This is a genomic window from Mycobacterium kiyosense (genome assembly GCA_021654635.1).
GTDB classification, from domain to species: Bacteria; Actinomycetota; Actinomycetes; order Mycobacteriales; family Mycobacteriaceae; genus Mycobacterium; species Mycobacterium kiyosense.
In genome coordinates this window covers 4335573-4351364 of record AP025179.1, presented here as the reverse complement: position 1 = coordinate 4351364, position 15792 = coordinate 4335573, and the positions used below count along the sequence as shown (strand labels likewise).

Annotated in this window: 11 protein-coding genes, 3 rRNA genes and 2 pseudogenes; 10 read left to right on the top strand and 6 right to left on the bottom strand. The window is 63.0% G+C overall.

The features are described from left to right. Positions 1-13: 13 nt before the first annotated feature. From atpD to L6444_RS20400, 4 genes are all read left to right on the top strand, one after another. On the top strand, positions 14-1477 hold the full coding sequence (gene atpD / locus L6444_RS20415; RefSeq protein WP_236976839.1) for a F0F1 ATP synthase subunit beta: 1464 nt from the start codon (positions 14-16) through the stop codon (positions 1475-1477). 33 nt (positions 1478-1510) lie between these two features. Further along, a complete protein-coding gene (locus L6444_RS20410; protein WP_236976838.1) occupies positions 1511-1876 on the top strand; it encodes a F0F1 ATP synthase subunit epsilon in 366 nt (121 codons plus the stop codon). 8 nt (positions 1877-1884) lie between these two features. Next, the gene (locus L6444_RS20405; RefSeq protein ID WP_236976836.1) at positions 1885-2328 is read left to right on the top strand and encodes a DUF2550 domain-containing protein; all 444 of its coding nucleotides are present in this window, start codon (positions 1885-1887) and stop codon (positions 2326-2328) included. Between the two features lie 135 nt (positions 2329-2463). After that, on the top strand, positions 2464-2856 hold the full coding sequence (locus L6444_RS20400) for an NINE protein (protein WP_236976834.1): 393 nt from the start codon (positions 2464-2466) through the stop codon (positions 2854-2856). Here L6444_RS20400 and L6444_RS20395 read toward each other — a convergent pair whose 3' ends face one another. Continuing rightward, a complete protein-coding gene (locus tag L6444_RS20395; RefSeq protein WP_236976833.1) occupies positions 2857-3432 on the bottom strand; it encodes a cob(I)yrinic acid a,c-diamide adenosyltransferase in 576 nt (191 codons plus the stop codon). A 73-nt stretch (positions 3433-3505) separates the two neighbouring features. On the opposite strand from L6444_RS20395, the pseudogene murA reads away from it, so the two are divergent. From murA to rrf, 4 genes and pseudogenes are all read left to right on the top strand, one after another. Further along, positions 3506-4760 (top strand): annotated as a pseudogene (murA, locus tag L6444_RS20390) (UDP-N-acetylglucosamine 1-carboxyvinyltransferase). Between the two features lie 318 nt (positions 4761-5078). Then, a 16S ribosomal RNA gene (locus tag L6444_RS20385) occupies positions 5079-6612 on the top strand. Between the two features lie 283 nt (positions 6613-6895). Continuing rightward, positions 6896-10011 (top strand): 23S ribosomal RNA (locus L6444_RS20380). A gap of 94 nt (positions 10012-10105) precedes the next feature. Further along, positions 10106-10219, top strand: a 5S ribosomal RNA gene (gene rrf / locus L6444_RS20375). The 16S, 23S and 5S rRNA genes sit together here, the layout of an rRNA operon. Before the next feature lie 127 nt (positions 10220-10346). Here the strand turns inward: rrf and L6444_RS20370 are convergent. From L6444_RS20370 to L6444_RS20350, 5 genes and pseudogenes are all read right to left on the bottom strand, one after another. Continuing rightward, positions 10347-10838 carry a methylated-DNA--[protein]-cysteine S-methyltransferase gene (locus L6444_RS20370; protein WP_236976832.1) on the bottom strand — a complete coding sequence of 164 codons (492 nt, stop codon included), beginning with the start codon at positions 10836-10838 and terminating at the stop codon, positions 10347-10349. Then, positions 10835-12336, bottom strand: a pseudogene (locus L6444_RS20365) (AlkA N-terminal domain-containing protein). The gene L6444_RS20370 and the pseudogene L6444_RS20365 overlap by 4 nt, the downstream one beginning before the upstream one ends. Positions 12337-12411: 75 nt before the next feature. Further along, on the bottom strand, positions 12412-12903 hold the full coding sequence (locus L6444_RS20360) for a hypothetical protein (RefSeq protein ID WP_236976831.1): 492 nt from the start codon (positions 12901-12903) through the stop codon (positions 12412-12414). 11 nt (positions 12904-12914) lie between these two features. Further along, positions 12915-13091, bottom strand: coding sequence for a hypothetical protein (locus L6444_RS20355; RefSeq protein ID WP_236976830.1), 177 nt, complete (start codon positions 13089-13091; stop codon positions 12915-12917). Between the two features lie 23 nt (positions 13092-13114). After that, positions 13115-14764, bottom strand: a complete 1650-nt coding sequence (locus tag L6444_RS20350; RefSeq protein WP_236976829.1) for an adenylate/guanylate cyclase domain-containing protein — start codon at positions 14762-14764, stop codon at positions 13115-13117. 76 nt (positions 14765-14840) lie between these two features. Here L6444_RS20350 and nucS point away from each other — a divergent pair, with 76 nt between their 5' ends. After that, the gene (nucS, locus tag L6444_RS20345; protein ID WP_236976828.1) at positions 14841-15503 is read left to right on the top strand and encodes an endonuclease NucS; all 663 of its coding nucleotides are present in this window, start codon (positions 14841-14843) and stop codon (positions 15501-15503) included. Beyond that, positions 15503-15790 carry a hypothetical protein gene (locus L6444_RS20340; protein ID WP_236976827.1) on the top strand — a complete coding sequence of 96 codons (288 nt, stop codon included), beginning with the start codon at positions 15503-15505 and terminating at the stop codon, positions 15788-15790. Before nucS ends, L6444_RS20340 begins: the two co-directional genes overlap by 1 nt. Positions 15791-15792 lie beyond the last annotated feature (2 nt).

Sequence of the window (15792 nt, the reverse complement as noted above, 5' to 3'; positions counted from 1 at the left end):
AAGCGAAAAGGTTATGGCTGCCACTTCAGACACCACCGAGAAGACCGACAAGAAGTCGGGAAGCTCCGACACCAACGGCCGCATCGTCCGGATCACCGGGCCCGTCGTCGACGTCGAGTTCCCGCGCGGTTCGGTTCCTGAGCTGTTCAACGCGCTGCACGCCGAGATCACCTTCGAGGCGATGAAGAAGACCCTGACCCTCGAAGTTGCTCAGCACTTGGGCGACAACCTGGTGCGCGCCATCTCGATGCAGCCCACCGATGGTCTGGTGCGCGGCGTCGAGGTCAAAGACACCGGAGCGTCGATCTCGGTGCCGGTCGGCGAGGAGGTCAAGGGCCACGTCTTCAACGCGTTGGGATACTGCCTGGACAAGCCCGGATACGGTGAGGACTTCGACCACTGGTCGATTCACCGCAAACCGCCGAAGTTCGAAGACCTCGAGCCCCGCACCGAGATGCTGGAAACCGGTCTCAAGGTCGTCGACCTGCTGACACCGTACGTGCGTGGCGGCAAAATCGCCCTGTTCGGTGGTGCCGGCGTGGGCAAGACCGTGCTCATCCAGGAGATGATCAACCGTATCGCCCGAAACTTCGGTGGCACTTCGGTTTTCGCCGGGGTGGGGGAGCGCACCCGAGAGGGTAACGACCTCTGGGTCGAGCTCAAGGAAGCCGACGTGCTCAAGGACACCGCGTTGGTGTTCGGTCAGATGGACGAGCCGCCCGGCACTCGTATGCGGGTGGCCCTGTCCGCGCTGACCATGGCCGAGTGGTTCCGCGACGAGGCCGGCCAGGACGTGCTGCTGTTCATCGACAACATCTTCCGGTTCACCCAGGCCGGATCCGAGGTGTCGACGCTGCTCGGTCGTATGCCGTCCGCGGTGGGTTACCAGCCGACGCTGGCCGACGAGATGGGTGAACTGCAGGAGCGCATCACCTCGACGCGTGGCCGCTCGATCACCTCCATGCAGGCCGTCTACGTGCCCGCCGACGACTACACCGACCCGGCGCCCGCGACCACCTTCGCCCACCTGGACGCCACCACCGAGTTGTCCCGGTCGGTGTTCTCCAAGGGCATCTTCCCGGCGGTGGACCCGCTGGCCTCCAGCTCGACCATTCTTGACCCCAGTGTGGTCGGCGACGAGCACTACCGGGTGGCTCAGGAAGTCATTCGAATCCTGCAGCGCTACAAGGACCTTCAGGACATCATCGCGATTCTCGGTATCGACGAACTGTCCGAGGAGGACAAGCAGCTTGTGCAGCGCGCACGTCGCATCGAACGGTTCCTCTCGCAGAACATGATGGCGGCCGAGCAGTTCACCGGCCAGCCCGGTTCGACGGTGCCGGTGAAGGAGACCATCGAGGCATTCGACCGGCTGAGCAAGGGTGAGTTCGACCACGTCCCCGAGCAGGCGTTCTTCCTGATCGGTGGCCTTGACGACCTGGCCAAGAAGGCCGAGAGCCTCGGCGCGAAGCTGTGATGAGAGTCCGGCTGGCACGAAAGGAGGTGTGGCATGGCGGAAATGAACGTTGAGATCGTTGCCGTCGACCGGAAGATTTGGTCCGGCGAGGCGAAATTCCTCTTCACCCGCACCACCGTCGGCGAGATCGGCATCATGCCTCACCACATTCCGCTGGTGGCTCAGTTGGTTGACGACGCCATGGTGCGCGTGGAACGAGAAGGCGACGACGACCTTCGGGTCGCCGTCGACGGCGGCTTCCTCTCGGTGACCGAGGAGAGCGTGACCATCCTCGCCGAGTCCGCCGAGTTCGAGTCGGAGATCAACGAAGAATCCGCCCGGCAGGACGCCGAATCGGATGATCCGCAAACTGCCGCCAGGGGCCGCGCCAGACTGCGCGCCGTCGGCGCGCTCGACTGATTCGCAAAATGAGCGCGCCCATGGTCGGCATGGTCGTGCTCGTCGTCGTGCTGGGCGCGGCGGTGCTCGGTCTGAGTTATCGGCTGTGGAAGCTGCGTCAGGGCGGGACCGCGGCCATCATGCGCGACATCCCGGCGGTAGGCGGCCACGGCTGGCGGCACGGCGTGATCCGGTACCGCGGCGGAGAGGCTGCCTTCTACCGCTTGTCCAGCGTGCGGCTGTGGCCCGACCGCAGACTGAGTCGACGAGGGGTGGAGGTTGTCACCCGGCGCGCCCCGCGTGGTGACGAGTTCGACATCATGACCGACGAGATCACCATCCTGGAGCTGCGCGACACCACCCAGGAGCGGCGGATGGGTTACGAAATCGCTTTGGACAGAGGCGCTTTGACGGCATTCCAGTCCTGGCTGGAATCGCGGCCGTCGCCACGCGCCCGTCGTCGCAGCAGCTGAGCCAAGAATCTTCCAAGAAGACTCGGGCAGTATTCACACCGGTCTGCTTCAATTCTGATATCCAGGCCCGTAACCAGCGACCGAGCCGCGTTGAGCCTTTCCGGTTCGGCCACCGACAGGAAGAGGTAAACGACTATGACCAGCGGCTCACCGGCCCCCGGCTGGTACCCCGACCCCAGCGGCCAACCCGGTCAGGCGTATTGGGACGGCGGGCAGTGGCGCCACGACGCCGCCGCGGCCGTTCCGGCCTCCTATGGCGGTCCGGCCTATGGCGGCGCCCCGTACGGAGTGGATGCCTACGGCCGACCGCTGTCCGATAAAAGCAAGGTTGCGGCCGGACTCATGCAGATCTTCCTGTCCACCTTCGCGGTCGGCCGGTTCTACCTCGGCTACACGAACATCGCCCTGATCCAGATCGCCGTGACCATCTGCACGTGTGGCGTCGGCGCCATCTGGCCACTGGTCGACGGGATCATGATCCTGATGGGCAACGTTCCCGACGCGCAGGGGCGCACCCTGCGCGACTGATCAACGCGCGCCGCCGCCCGGGCGCCACAGCACGTCGCCCTCCGGATTTGCCACCCGGGACAGGATGAACAACAGATCCGAGAGCCGGTTTAGGTACTTCGCCGGCAGCACGCTGACCCCGTCCGGATGCGTGTCGACCGCGGCCCAGGCGGATCGCTCGGCGCGGCGAACTACCGTCCGGGCGACGTGCAGCAGCGCCGAGAGAGCCGAACCACCCGGCAGCACAAAGGAATTCAGCGCCGGCAGGTTCTCGTTGTAGCTGTCGCACCAACTCTCCAGCCGATCGATGTAGGGCTGGGTGATGCGTAGCGGCGGATGCTCGGGGTCGGCGACAACTGGTGTCGACAGGTCCGCGCCGGCGTCGAACAGATCGTTCTGGATCTGCCGCAGCACCTCGCGCAGCGCGTCGTCCGGGTTGCCCAGCGCCACCGCGACGCCGATCGCCGAGTTCGCTTCGTCGCAGTCGGCGTAGGCGACCAAGCGTGCGTCGGTCTTGGCGACGCGTGAGAAATCGCTCAATCCCGTCGTGCCGTCGTCGCCGGTGCGGGTGTAGATGCGGGTCAGATGGACAGCCATGCACAAGACGCTACCGGGCGCGACCCTCTCACCTAACTGACAAGGCGATGGCCCCCCCACTAGACTGACGCGGGTGGCGGAGCGATTCGTGGTGACTGGTGGCAACCGGTTGGCAGGCGAAGTCGCTGTTGGGGGCGCCAAGAACAGCGTGCTGAAGCTGATGGCCGCGACGCTGCTGGCCGAGGGCACCAGCACCATCACCAACTGTCCTGACATCCTCGACGTCCCGTTGATGGCCGAGGTATTGCGCGGTTTGGGCGCCACCGTGGAACTCGACGGTGACGTCGCCCGCATCACCTCACCCGACGAACCCAAGTACGACGCCGATTTCGCCGCGGTGCGCCAGTTCCGCGCTTCCGTCTGTGTGCTGGGCCCGCTGGTGGGCCGGTGCAAAACGGGCCAAGGTGGCGCTGCCGGGCGGCGACGCGATCGGATCGCGGCCGCTGGACATGCACCAGGCCGGTCTGCGCCAACTCGGCGCGCAGTGCAACATCGAGCACGGTTGTGTGGTGGCACACGCAGAAACGTTGCGCGGCGCGGAGATTCAGCTCGAGTTCCCGTCCGTGGGGGCCACCGAGAACATCCTGATGGCGGCCGTCGTGGCCGAGGGCGTCACCACTATTCACAACGCCGCGCGCGAACCCGACGTGGTCGACCTGTGCACGATGCTCAACCAGATGGGCGCCCAGATCGAAGGCGCCGGCTCGCCGACCATGACCATCACCGGGGTGCCGAGACTGCACCCCACCGAACATCGGGTAATCGGGGACCGCATCGTCGCGGCCACCTGGGGGATTGCCGCTGCCATGACGCGCGGCGACATCACGGTCACGGGAATAGATCCCGCGCATCTGCAGTTGGTGCTGCATAAGTTGCACGATGCCGGTGCGACGGTCACCCAGACCGACGATAGTTTCCGGGTTGCTCAATATGAGCGTCCGAAAGCCGTCAACGTCGCGACCTTGCCTTTTCCCGGGTTTCCGACGGATCTGCAGCCGATGGCGATTGCCTTGGCCTCGATCGCCGACGGAACCTCGATGATCACGGAGAACGTTTTCGAAGCGCGGTTTCGGTTCGTTGAGGAGATGATCCGGCTCGGTGCGGACGCCCGCACCGACGGGCATCACGCCGTGGTGCGCGGACTGCCTCAACTGTCCAGCGCGCCGGTGTGGTGTTCGGACATCCGGGCCGGCGCCGGGCTGGTGCTGGCCGGGCTCGTCGCCGACGGTGACACCGAGGTCCACGACGTGTTCCACATCGACCGCGGCTACCCACTTTTCGTCGAGAACCTGGCGATTTTGGGAGCGGAGATCGAGCGGGTACAGTAGCCGAGTCACGCCCGATCGGCGCGATCAACTTCCAAGCGAAGACAACTTCCCAAGAAGAAGATCGAAACCAGGACTTGACACCCCAGCCGGATCTGTATTAAGCTGGCAGGGTTGCCCCGAAACGGGCGAAACAAGATCGAAAAGTGTTGTTTGAGAACTCAATAGTGTGTTTGGTGTTTTGTTTGTTGTTGTTTTTTTGACTACACCTAGCACCCCCCGTGTGTGGGTGTGGTCGCAATTTAAGATGCCAGTTTTGGTGTCACTTGTTAGGTCAGATTTTCTCTGATTGTAAATTCACCTCGTTAGCGAGGGGTTTTTTGTTTGGAGAGTTTGATCCTGGCTCAGGACGAACGCTGGCGGCGTGCTTAACACATGCAAGTCGAACGGAAAGGCCCTTCGGGGTACTCGAGTGGCGAACGGGTGAGTAACACGTGGGTAATCTGCCCTGCACATCGGGATAAGCCTGGGAAACTGGGTCTAATACCGGATAGGACCACGGGATGCATGTCCTGTGGTGGAAAGCTTTTTGCGGTGTGGGATGGGCCCGCGGCCTATCAGCTTGTTGGTGGGGTGACGGCCTACCAAGGCGACGACGGGTAGCCGGCCTGAGAGGGTGTCCGGCCACACTGGGACTGAGATACGGCCCAGACTCCTACGGGAGGCAGCAGTGGGGAATATTGCACAATGGGCGCAAGCCTGATGCAGCGACGCCGCGTGGGGGATGACGGCCTTCGGGTTGTAAACCTCTTTCACCATCGACGAAGGTTCGGGTTTTCTCGGATTGACGGTAGGTGGTGGAGAAGAAGCACCGGCCAACTACGTGCCAGCAGCCGCGGTAATACGTAGGGTGCGAGCGTTGTCCGGAATTACTGGGCGTAAAGAGCTCGTAGGTGGTTTGTCGCGTTGTTCGTGAAATCTCACGGCTTAACTGTGAGCGTGCGAGCGATACGGGCAGACTTGAGTACTGCAGGGGAGACTGGAATTCCTGGTGTAGCGGTGGAATGCGCAGATATCAGGAGGAACACCGGTGGCGAAGGCGGGTCTCTGGGCAGTAACTGACGCTGAGGAGCGAAAGCGTGGGGAGCGAACAGGATTAGATACCCTGGTAGTCCACGCCGTAAACGGTGGGTACTAGGTGTGGGTTTCCTTCCTTGGGATCCGTGCCGTAGCTAACGCATTAAGTACCCCGCCTGGGGAGTACGGCCGCAAGGCTAAAACTCAAAGGAATTGACGGGGGCCCGCACAAGCGGCGGAGCATGTGGATTAATTCGATGCAACGCGAAGAACCTTACCTGGGTTTGACATGCACAGGACGCCGGCAGAGATGTCGGTTCCCTTGTGGCCTGTGTGCAGGTGGTGCATGGCTGTCGTCAGCTCGTGTCGTGAGATGTTGGGTTAAGTCCCGCAACGAGCGCAACCCTTGTCTCATGTTGCCAGCGGGTAATGCCGGGGACTCGTGAGAGACTGCCGGGGTCAACTCGGAGGAAGGTGGGGATGACGTCAAGTCATCATGCCCCTTATGTCCAGGGCTTCACACATGCTACAATGGCCGGTACAAAGGGCTGCGATGCCGCGAGGTTAAGCGAATCCTTTTAAAGCCGGTCTCAGTTCGGATCGGGGTCTGCAACTCGACCCCGTGAAGTCGGAGTCGCTAGTAATCGCAGATCAGCAACGCTGCGGTGAATACGTTCCCGGGCCTTGTACACACCGCCCGTCACGTCATGAAAGTCGGTAACACCCGAAGCCAGTGGCCTAACCCTTTGGGAGGGAGCTGTCGAAGGTGGGATCGGCGATTGGGACGAAGTCGTAACAAGGTAGCCGTACCGGAAGGTGCGGCTGGATCACCTCCTTTCTAAGGAGCACCACGAAAAGCACTCCAATTGGTGGGGTGCGAGCCGTGAGGGGGTTCCTGTCTGTAGTGGACGGGAGCCGGGTGCACAACAACAAGCAAGCCAGACACACTATTGGGTCCTGAGGCAACACTTGAGTTTGTCCAGGTGTTGTCCCGCCACCTTGGTGGTGGGGTGTGGTGTTTGAGAATTGGATAGTGGTTGCGAGCATCAAAACAGATGCGTTGCCGTTCGCGGTAGCGCGTTCTTTTTTTGTGCAATTTTATTCTTTGGTTTTTGTAGTGTTTGTAAGTGTCTAAGGGCGCATGGTGGATGCCTTGGCATCGAGAGCCGATGAAGGACGTGGGAGGCTGCGATATGCCTCGGGGAGCTGTCAACCGAGCGTTGATCCGAGGATTTCCGAATGGGGAAACCCAGCACGAGTGATGTCGTGTTACCCGTACCTGAATATATAGGGTGCGGGGGGGAACGCGGGGAAGTGAAACATCTCAGTACCCGTAGGAAGAGAAAACAATTGTGATTCCGCTAGTAGTGGCGAGCGAACGCGGAAAATGGCTAAACCGCATGCATGTGATACCGGGTAGGGGTTGTGTGTGCGGGGTTGTGGGAGTGATACTTCTCAGTTCTACCTGGCTGAGGGGGCAGTCAAAAAGTGTCGTAGTTAGCGGAAGTGGCCTGGGATGGTCCGCCATAGACGGTGAGAGCCCGGTACGCGAAAACTCGGCACCTGCCTCGTATCAATTTCCCGAGTAGCAGCGAGCCCGTGGAATTTGCTGTGAATCTGCCGGGACCACCCGGTAAGCCTAAATACTTCTCGATGACCGATAGCGGATTAGTACCGTGAGGGAATGGTGAAAAGTACCCCGGGAGGGGAGTGAAAGAGTACCTGAAACCGTGTGCCTACAATCCGTCAGAGCCTCCTTGTGGGGTGATGGCGTGCCTTTTTGAAGAATGAGCCTGCGAGTCAGGGACATGTCGCGAGGTTAACCCGTGTGGGGTAGCCGCAGCGAAAGCGAGTCTGAATAGGGCGTATCCCCGTAAGGGGTGTAGTGGCATGTTCTGGACCCGAAGCGGAGTGATCTACCCATGGCCAGGGTGAAGCGCGGGTAAGACCGCGTGGAGGCCCGAACCCACTTAGGTTGAAGACTGAGGGGATGAGCTGTGGGTAGGGGTGAAAGGCCAATCAAACTCCGTGATAGCTGGTTCTCCCCGAAATGCATTTAGGTGCAGCGTTGCGTGGTTCACCGCGGAGGTAGAGCTACTGGATGGCCGATGGGCCCTACTAGGTTACTGACGTCAGCCAAACTCCGAATGCCGTGGTGTCAAGCGTGGCAGTGAGACGGCGGGGGATAAGCTCCGTACGTCGAAAGGGAAACAGCCCAGATCGCCGGCTAAGGCCCCAAAGCGTGTGCTAAGTGGGAAAGGATGTGCAGTCGCAAAGACAACCAGGAGGTTGGCTTAGAAGCAGCCACCCTTGAAAGAGTGCGTAATAGCTCACTGGTCAAGTGATTGTGCGCCGATAATGTAGCGGGGCTCAAGCACACCGCCGAAGCCGCGGCACATCTACGTAAGTAGGTGTGGGTAGGGGAGCGTCCCTCATTCAGCGAAGCCGTCGGGTAACCGCCGGTGGAGGGTGGGGGAGTGAGAATGCAGGCATGAGTAGCGAATAGGCAAGTGAGAACCTTGCCCGCCGAAAGACCAAGGGTTCCTGGGCCAGGCCAGTCCGCCCAGGGTGAGTCGGGACCTAAGGCGAGGCCGACAGGCGTAGTCGATGGACAACGGGTTGATATTCCCGTACCCGTGTGTGCGCGCCCGTGATGAATCAATTGTGCTAACCACCCAAATGGTTGCTGATCAATCCCTTCGGGGTGCGACGGTGACCGGCTGCGTGGGACCCCGGTTGGTAGTAGTCAAGCGAAGGGGTGACGCAGGAAGGTAGCCGTACCAGTCAGTGGTAATACTGGGGCAAGCCCGTAGGGAGAGCGATAGGCAAATCCGTCGCTCATTAATCCTGAGAGGTGACGCATAGCCGATTGAGGCGAATTCGGTGATCCTCTGCTGCCAAGAAAAGCCTCTAGCGAGTTCACACACGGCCCGTACCCCAAACCAACACAGGTGGTCAGGTAGAGAATACCAAGGCGTACGAGATAACTATGGTTAAGGAACTCGGCAAAATACCCCCCGTAACTTCGGGAGAAGGGGGGGCCGGCATGTCGTGAACACCCTTGCGGTGGGAGCGGAAGCCGGTCGCAGAAACCAGTGAGAAGCGACTGTTTACTAAAAACACAGGTCCGTGCGAAGTCGCAAGACGATGTATACGGACTGACGCCTGCCCGGTGCTGGAAGGTTAAGAGGACCCGTTAACTCGTAAGGGTGAAGCGGAGAATTTAAGCCCCAGTAAACGGCGGTGGTAACTATAACCATCCTAAGGTAGCGAAATTCCTTGTCGGGTAAGTTCCGACCTGCACGAATGGCGTAACGACTTCTCAACTGTCTCAACCATAGACTCGGCGAAATTGCACTACGAGTAAAGATGCTCGTTACGCGCGGCAGGACGAAAAGACCCCGGGACCTTCACTATAGCTTGGTATTGTTGTTCGGTACGGTTTGTGTAGGATAGGTGGGAGACTGTGAAACTCTAACGCCAGTTAGGGCGGAGTCGTTGTTGAAATACCACTCTGATCGTATTGGACACCTAACGTCGAACCGTATATCCGGTTCACGGACAGTGCCTGGTGGGTAGTTTAACTGGGGCGGTTGCCTCCTAAAATGTAACGGAGGCGCCCAAAGGTTCCCTCAACCTGGACGGCAATCAGGTGTTGAGTGTAAATGCACAAGGGAGCTTGACTGCGAGACTTACAAGTCAAGCAGGGACGAAAGTCGGGATTAGTGATCCGGCACCTCTGAGTGGAAGGGGTGTCGCTCAACGGATAAAAGGTACCCCGGGGATAACAGGCTGATCTTCCCCAAGAGTCCATATCGACGGGATGGTTTGGCACCTCGATGTCGGCTCGTCGCATCCTGGGGCTGGAGCAGGTCCCAAGGGTTGGGCTGTTCGCCCATTAAAGCGGCACGCGAGCTGGGTTTAGAACGTCGTGAGACAGTTCGGTCTCTATCCGCCGCGCGCGTCAGAAACTTGAGGAAACCTGTCCCTAGTACGAGAGGACCGGGACGGACGAACCTCTAGTGCACCAGTTGTCCCACCAGGGGCACCGCTGGATAGCTACGTTCGGACAGGATAACCGCTGAAAGCATCTAAGCGGGAAACCTTCTCCAAGATCAGGTTTCTCACCCTCTAGGAGGGATAAGGCCCCCCGCAGACCACGGGATTGATAGGCCAGACCTGGAAGCTCAGTAATGAGTGCAGGGGACTGGCACTAACCGGCCGAAAACTTACCAACACAACCAATCGCAACCACTATCTGTTCGCCGGCTTAATTGCGCGGACACCACACCCCCCATCAATACAACTTGAATGCACCAATTAAATAGAGTTACGGCGGCCACAGCGACAGGGAAACGCCCGGTCCCATCCCGAACCCGGAAGCTAAGCCTGTCAGCGCCGATGATACTGCCCAATTCGGGTGGAAAAGTAGGACACCGCCGAACATATACAAAAACACCCCCATTCATTTGGGGGTGTTTTTGTATTCCGGGTTCAGTCGTCGGCGAATGCAACCGCCCGGTGAAAGAACCAACCGGAAATCGGACTCGGGGTTACTCCGTGCGAATCGGGTCAGTCGAAGAGCGTCAGCGCTGCTCGCCGCTTCTCCAATTGCAGCAACGTCTGCTTGCGGTCCAGGCCCCCGCCGTACCCGGTCAACTTCCCGCTGGCGCCGATGACCCGGTGACAGGGAACGATGATCGCGATCGGATTGTGGCCGTTGGCCAATCCGACGGCGCGAGCCGCTCCGGGAGCCCCGACCTGGGCCGCGATTTCTCCGTAGGAGCGGGTCTCGCTGTAGGGAATGGTCAGCAGGGCGTTCCACACGCGCTGCTGAAATCCCGTGCCGCGCATGTCGATTTCGACGTCGAAGTCGCAGAGTTCGCCGGCGAAGTAGGCGTCGAGTTGGTCGACCGCGGCACCGAACGCGGTGTCGTCCCGGGTCCAGTCGGCACGGCTCGGCTCATATGTCTGATCGACCATCCGCAGATTCGTCAGAATCCCGTCCCGGCCCGCCAGAGTCAGTGGCCCGATGGGGCTGTCAATGGTGCGGTAGACAATCATGCCGCTCCTTTCGGTGCCTCTGCCGGTGGCCATTGGTTGACCGGATGTTCGAGGGTGGTCCACAGGTGCTGGGTGGCATACGACCGCCACGGACGCCAGCGGGCGCTGTGCTCGGTCAGGCTCCGTTCCTGATCGGGCAAGCCCAGCTGGTTGGCCGCCAGTCGAAGGCCGAGATCGCCGGACGGGAATGCGTCCGGGTCGCCGAGGGCGCGCATGGCGATCACCTCCGCGGTCCAGGGTCCGATTCCCGGCAGGTTCAGCAGCTGCCGTCGAGCACGCGTCCAGTCGCATCCGGGATCAAGGGTGACACTGCCGTCGGCGAGGGCGGACAGCAGCACGGTCAACGTACGTCGCCGCGACTGCGGCACGGCCAGATGCATCGGGTCGATGTCCGCGAGGTCGGGCACCGAGGGGGAAGGTGTGGGTCAACCCGCCCGCGGCATCTGGTACCGGCCGACCATACGCGGTGACCAGCCGGGCCGCGTGGGTGCGTGCGGCCTTGGTGGACACCTGCTGACCCAGCACCGCCCGTATCGCCAGTTCGGCCTCGTCGACGGTGCGCGGGATCCGTTGGCCCGGCGCCTTGGCGACCACCGGCGCCAGATCCGGGTCCGCGCGGAGCGCATCGACCACGGCTTCAGGGTCGGCGTCCAGGTCCAACAGGCGGCGGCACCTGGCGGTCGCGGTCGCCAGATCGCGGAAATCGTCGAGGACCAGCAGGCAGCGCACATGATCGGGGGCGGGCGTCAGCGTCGCTACACCGTTTCCCCCGGGTCAGCCGCAGAGTGCGCCGGTAGGCGCCGTCACGGACCTCCTCGCAACCCGGTACCGCGGTGGCGGCCAGGTGGCCGAACACGCCCTCGTACGCGAACGGAGTCCGTACCGGCAGTCGCAGCGATATCGCACCGGGCGAGCTGGTCAGGGCGCCGAAGCGGGCGGCCGCCTTGCTGCGTAACTGCGTCGGGGTGCTGTCGCACACCAGCCGAACCGTGTCGTTGAACTGACGGATGCTGGAAAACCCGGCGGCGAACGCCACGTCGCCGAACGGCAAGTCCGTCGTCTCGATCAGCACCCGGGCGGCCTGCATGCGCTGCGCACGGGCTAGCGCGAGCGGGCCGGCGCCCACCTCGGCCTGCAGCAACCGCTCCAATTGCCGTGTTGTGTAACCCAGGCGACCGGCCAGACCGGTCACGCCCTCGCGGTCCACCGTGCCGTCGGCGATCAGTCGCATGGCGCGCGCTACGGCGTCACCGCGTACGTTCCATTCCGGAGACCCCGGTGAGGCGTCCGGACGGCAGCGTTTGCAGGCCCGGAAGCCTTCGTGCTGGGCCGCGGCGGCCGTCGGGAGGAAGCGCACGTTGCGGGCCAGCGGAGGCCGGACCGGGCAGCTGGGCCGACAGTAGATCCGGGTGGTCAGCACCGCGATGACGAACCAGCCGTCGAACCGGGCGTCCTTGGCCTGGACCGCCCGGTAACAGCGTTCGAAATCTTCGTGCACCCCTCAACAGTTACACCGTCGGGCCGCCATGACTGGCGGAAAAGCGACATCAATGTCGACAGGCCACAACCTGCGCTACCAGAGCGCCGCATAGGTGCTGGCCAGAATGAAGCCGTGCGACCCGGGAGCCTTGCAGGTGACCGTGCCTTGGTATCCGACACCGCAGGTGGTGCCCCAGTTCTCCAGCCGCTGACCTTCGGGCAGCACGTCGACGTCGCGGGCGAATCCGGGTGGGTCGGCGTGCCGGTACTGTGCTGCCGCCCAGCTACTGACCACGGTCTGGTTGGTGCCGGCCGGAGCGACAATGGGAACCGCGTCGCATCCGGAGACGCCGCCGTTGGGGGCGATCGCACAGGAGCGGCCGTCTGGGGTCTTGAAGAACTTCCAGTAGAAGTCACCGGCCGAGGAAAAATGCCCTTGTGCCAACGGGTAAGCATCGATCGCATCAGCGCCGGACGGAGGATCTGCCGCCGCCGGAACCGTTGTCGACAACGCCGCGACGACCGCGAACGCTGCCCCGACGCGTCGGGCCCTAATGGCCGCGCCCGCCCGGGGTCCGTTGCGCATGAGACAGGACGTCATTCCTCGCCGGCGCGGTGCCGGTCGCGCGGCTTGCGGTCACTTCCGGTGTCCGGCACGTCGCTGTTGCGGAATCTACCGTCGCCGCGGGTCACCTTGATGCTGTAAGCGATGATCCCGAGAAAGACCAGGAGTACCGATCCGTACACGAGAAACACCCAGCTGCCGGTACCCATGCAAAGAGATTACGTCCAAGGCACTACTTGGCCCGTCTGGCCGGCTCAGCCGGTGCGGCCAGCCGAATGCGCTGATCGTGGCCGCGCAGCCGGACGTGCCTGCCCAACTGCCATCGGGCCTGCTCCTCCTCGCCGGCCCCCTGCAGCGTCTGCGCGGAGGCCAGCAACCGGCCCGGGCGTGATTTGGCCAGCTCGCACAGGCGGGCCGCCTCGTTGACCGGCTCACCGATCACCGTGTACTCGAAGCGCTCCTTGGCCCCCACATTGCCGGCGACCACCTGCCCGGCCGCCACCCCGATGCCGGCCCTGAGGTCCGGCATTTCGTGGGCGAGCCGCTCGGCGATGGCCCGGGCGGCCGCCAGCGCGGCGTCCTCGGGACTGTCCAGGTGGTTGGGCGCACCGAAGATAGCCAGCGAGGCGTCGCCCTCGAACTTGTTCACCAGCCCGTGATGGCGGTCGACCTCTTCGACAACGATGGTGAAGAACTGATTGAGCAGTTGCACCACGTCAGCGGGCGGACGGCTGGTTACCAGCTGGGTGGACCCGACGATGTCGATGAAGACGACGGCGACGTGGCGCTCCTCGCCACCCAGCTTCGGGCGTTCGCGCTCGGCCGCCAGCGCTACCTCTCGTCCGACGTGCCGGCCGAACAAGTCGCGCACCCGTTCGCGTTCCCGCAGCCCGTCGACCATCGCGTTGAAACCCCGTTGCAGCTCGCCGAGTTCGGTCCCGTCGAACACCAACAGGTCACCGCGAAGGTCGCCCTGTTCGACGCGTTTGAGCGCCGCACGCACCACCCGAACCGGGGTGGCCGTCAGCCAGGCCAGGATCCACATCAGCGTGAATCCGAAGATCAGCGTGGCCGCCGCGGCGATCAGCACGCCGACCGCGAACTGCGTCTGAGTCAGGTTCTGCATGGCCATCTCGAAGATGGCCATCAAGCCGATTCCGACGACGGGCACGCCCGAGCCGAGCAGCCAGACCATCATGGTGCGGCCCAGGATTCCCGGCGCCAGTCGCCGCGGCGGTGGCCCCGCTTCGAGGGCCTGGGCGGCCACCGGGCGCAGCGCGAACTCGGTGAGCAGGTAGCTGCTGGTGGCCACCAGCAGCCCACAGAAGCTGACCGCGATCAGAAACCGGGGAATGAACATGGTGTTGGCCATGCCGTACAGCACGGTCAGCAACACCGTGCCGATGCCCCACAGGACGAGGTGGCCGACGGCTACCCGCCACGGCGCCATGAACGTATTGCGCTCGTCGCGGGGGGAGGGTTCGCGTTCCTCGATCGCCCAGCGCAGCGCCTCGACGGTGCCACGGGTGATCGAGAACGTCCCCACGGCCAACGCCGCGAGGATGTAGGCCGGGGCCGCCACGAAGGAAACCCAGTACGGGGCGTCCTCGAACACGTCCGGCACCGGCACCGCGACCGTCACCAGCAGTACCGCCACGGCGATGCCGATCAGGTTCGCACCCAGGATCAGCACGGTCATGATGACCTGGATGCGGACTCGCCGGCGCTGCTGATCCTCCGATACGCGCCCCAGCAGCCAGGAGCCGTAAGCGGGGGTGGCCGGCAGTCGCCCGCTCTGCCGGGTCAACCTCTCCAGCATGCGGCCAAGCCGCTGCGCGAAACTCTGCTGGGACGACCGCCTGGACGGCTGTTTGGACGACATGGTTGCGCCCAGCCTAATTCGTGGGCCGCTGATTCCTTCGCACACGCTCTGCGACGAAGCCTCTAAGGTGATGCGGGTGCGTCTCGTTATCGCCCAGTGCACCGTCGACTACGTCGGTCGCCTCACCGCGCATCTGCCCTCCGCACGCCGGTTGCTGCTTTTCAAGGCGGACGGCTCGGTCAGCGTCCACGCCGACGACCGCGCCTACAAGCCGCTGAACTGGATGAGCCCGCCGTGCTGGCTGACCGAGGAACCGGGACCGATCTGGGTGGTGGAGAACAAGGCCGGCGAACAGTTACGCATCACCGTCGAGGCCGTCGAGCACGACTCCAGTCACGACCTGGGTGTCGATCCCGGGTTGGTGAAGGACGGCGTGGAAGCCCACCTGCAGGCGCTGCTCGCCGAGCACGTCGGGCTGCTAGGCGACGGGTACACGCTGGTGCGCCGCGAATACATGACCGCGATCGGGCCCGTCGACCTGCTGTGCCGGGACGAGAACGGCGGCTCGGTGGCCGTGGAGATCAAGCGGCGCGGTGAGATCGACGGGGTGGAACAGCTCACCCGTTATCTCGAACTGCTCAACCGCGACACCGTGCTGGCACCGGTGAAGGGCGTTTTCGCCGCCCAGCAGATCAAACCGCAGGCCCGTACCCTCGCCGCCGACCGCGGAATCCGTTGTCTGACATTGGATTACGACAAAATGCGGGGGATGGACAGCGACGAGTACCGGCTGTTCTGATGGCCCGGCGCCGCACTCGGCCACAACGCGCCGCCGCGCCGCCGAGGCTGGCGCAACGGGTGGAGACCGGACCGGACGGCTACGAGTACCAGGTCCGGCCGGTGGCGGCCGCGCGCGCGGTCAAGACTTATCGCTGCCCCGGATGTGATCACGAAATCCGTTCCGGCACAGCGCATGTAGTGGCGTGGCGGGCAGATTCGGCGGAGGCGGTGCAGGATCGGCGGCACTGGCATACGCCGTGCTGGGCCAATCGCGGCAACCGCGGTCCGACGCGGAAGTGGTCCTAGGT

Excerpts from the sequence above, each read along its gene's own strand:
- atpD (WP_236976839.1), top strand. The coding sequence starts at position 14 with ATGGCTGCCACTTCAGACACCACCGAGAAGACCGACAAGAAGTCGGGA.
- L6444_RS20410 (WP_236976838.1), top strand. The coding sequence starts at position 1,511 with ATGGCGGAAATGAACGTTGAGATCGTTGCCGTCGACCGGAAGATTTGG.
- L6444_RS20405 (WP_236976836.1), top strand. The coding sequence starts at position 1,885 with ATGAGCGCGCCCATGGTCGGCATGGTCGTGCTCGTCGTCGTGCTGGGC.
- L6444_RS20400 (WP_236976834.1), top strand. The coding sequence starts at position 2,464 with ATGACCAGCGGCTCACCGGCCCCCGGCTGGTACCCCGACCCCAGCGGC.
- L6444_RS20395 (WP_236976833.1), bottom strand. The coding sequence starts at position 3,432 with ATGGCTGTCCATCTGACCCGCATCTACACCCGCACCGGCGACGACGGC.
- L6444_RS20370 (WP_236976832.1), bottom strand. The coding sequence starts at position 10,838 with ATGATTGTCTACCGCACCATTGACAGCCCCATCGGGCCACTGACTCTG.
- L6444_RS20360 (WP_236976831.1), bottom strand. The coding sequence starts at position 12,903 with ATGCGCAACGGACCCCGGGCGGGCGCGGCCATTAGGGCCCGACGCGTC.
- L6444_RS20355 (WP_236976830.1), bottom strand. The coding sequence starts at position 13,091 with ATGGGTACCGGCAGCTGGGTGTTTCTCGTGTACGGATCGGTACTCCTG.
- L6444_RS20350 (WP_236976829.1), bottom strand. The coding sequence starts at position 14,764 with ATGTCGTCCAAACAGCCGTCCAGGCGGTCGTCCCAGCAGAGTTTCGCG.
- L6444_RS20340 (WP_236976827.1), top strand. The coding sequence starts at position 15,503 with ATGGCCCGGCGCCGCACTCGGCCACAACGCGCCGCCGCGCCGCCGAGG.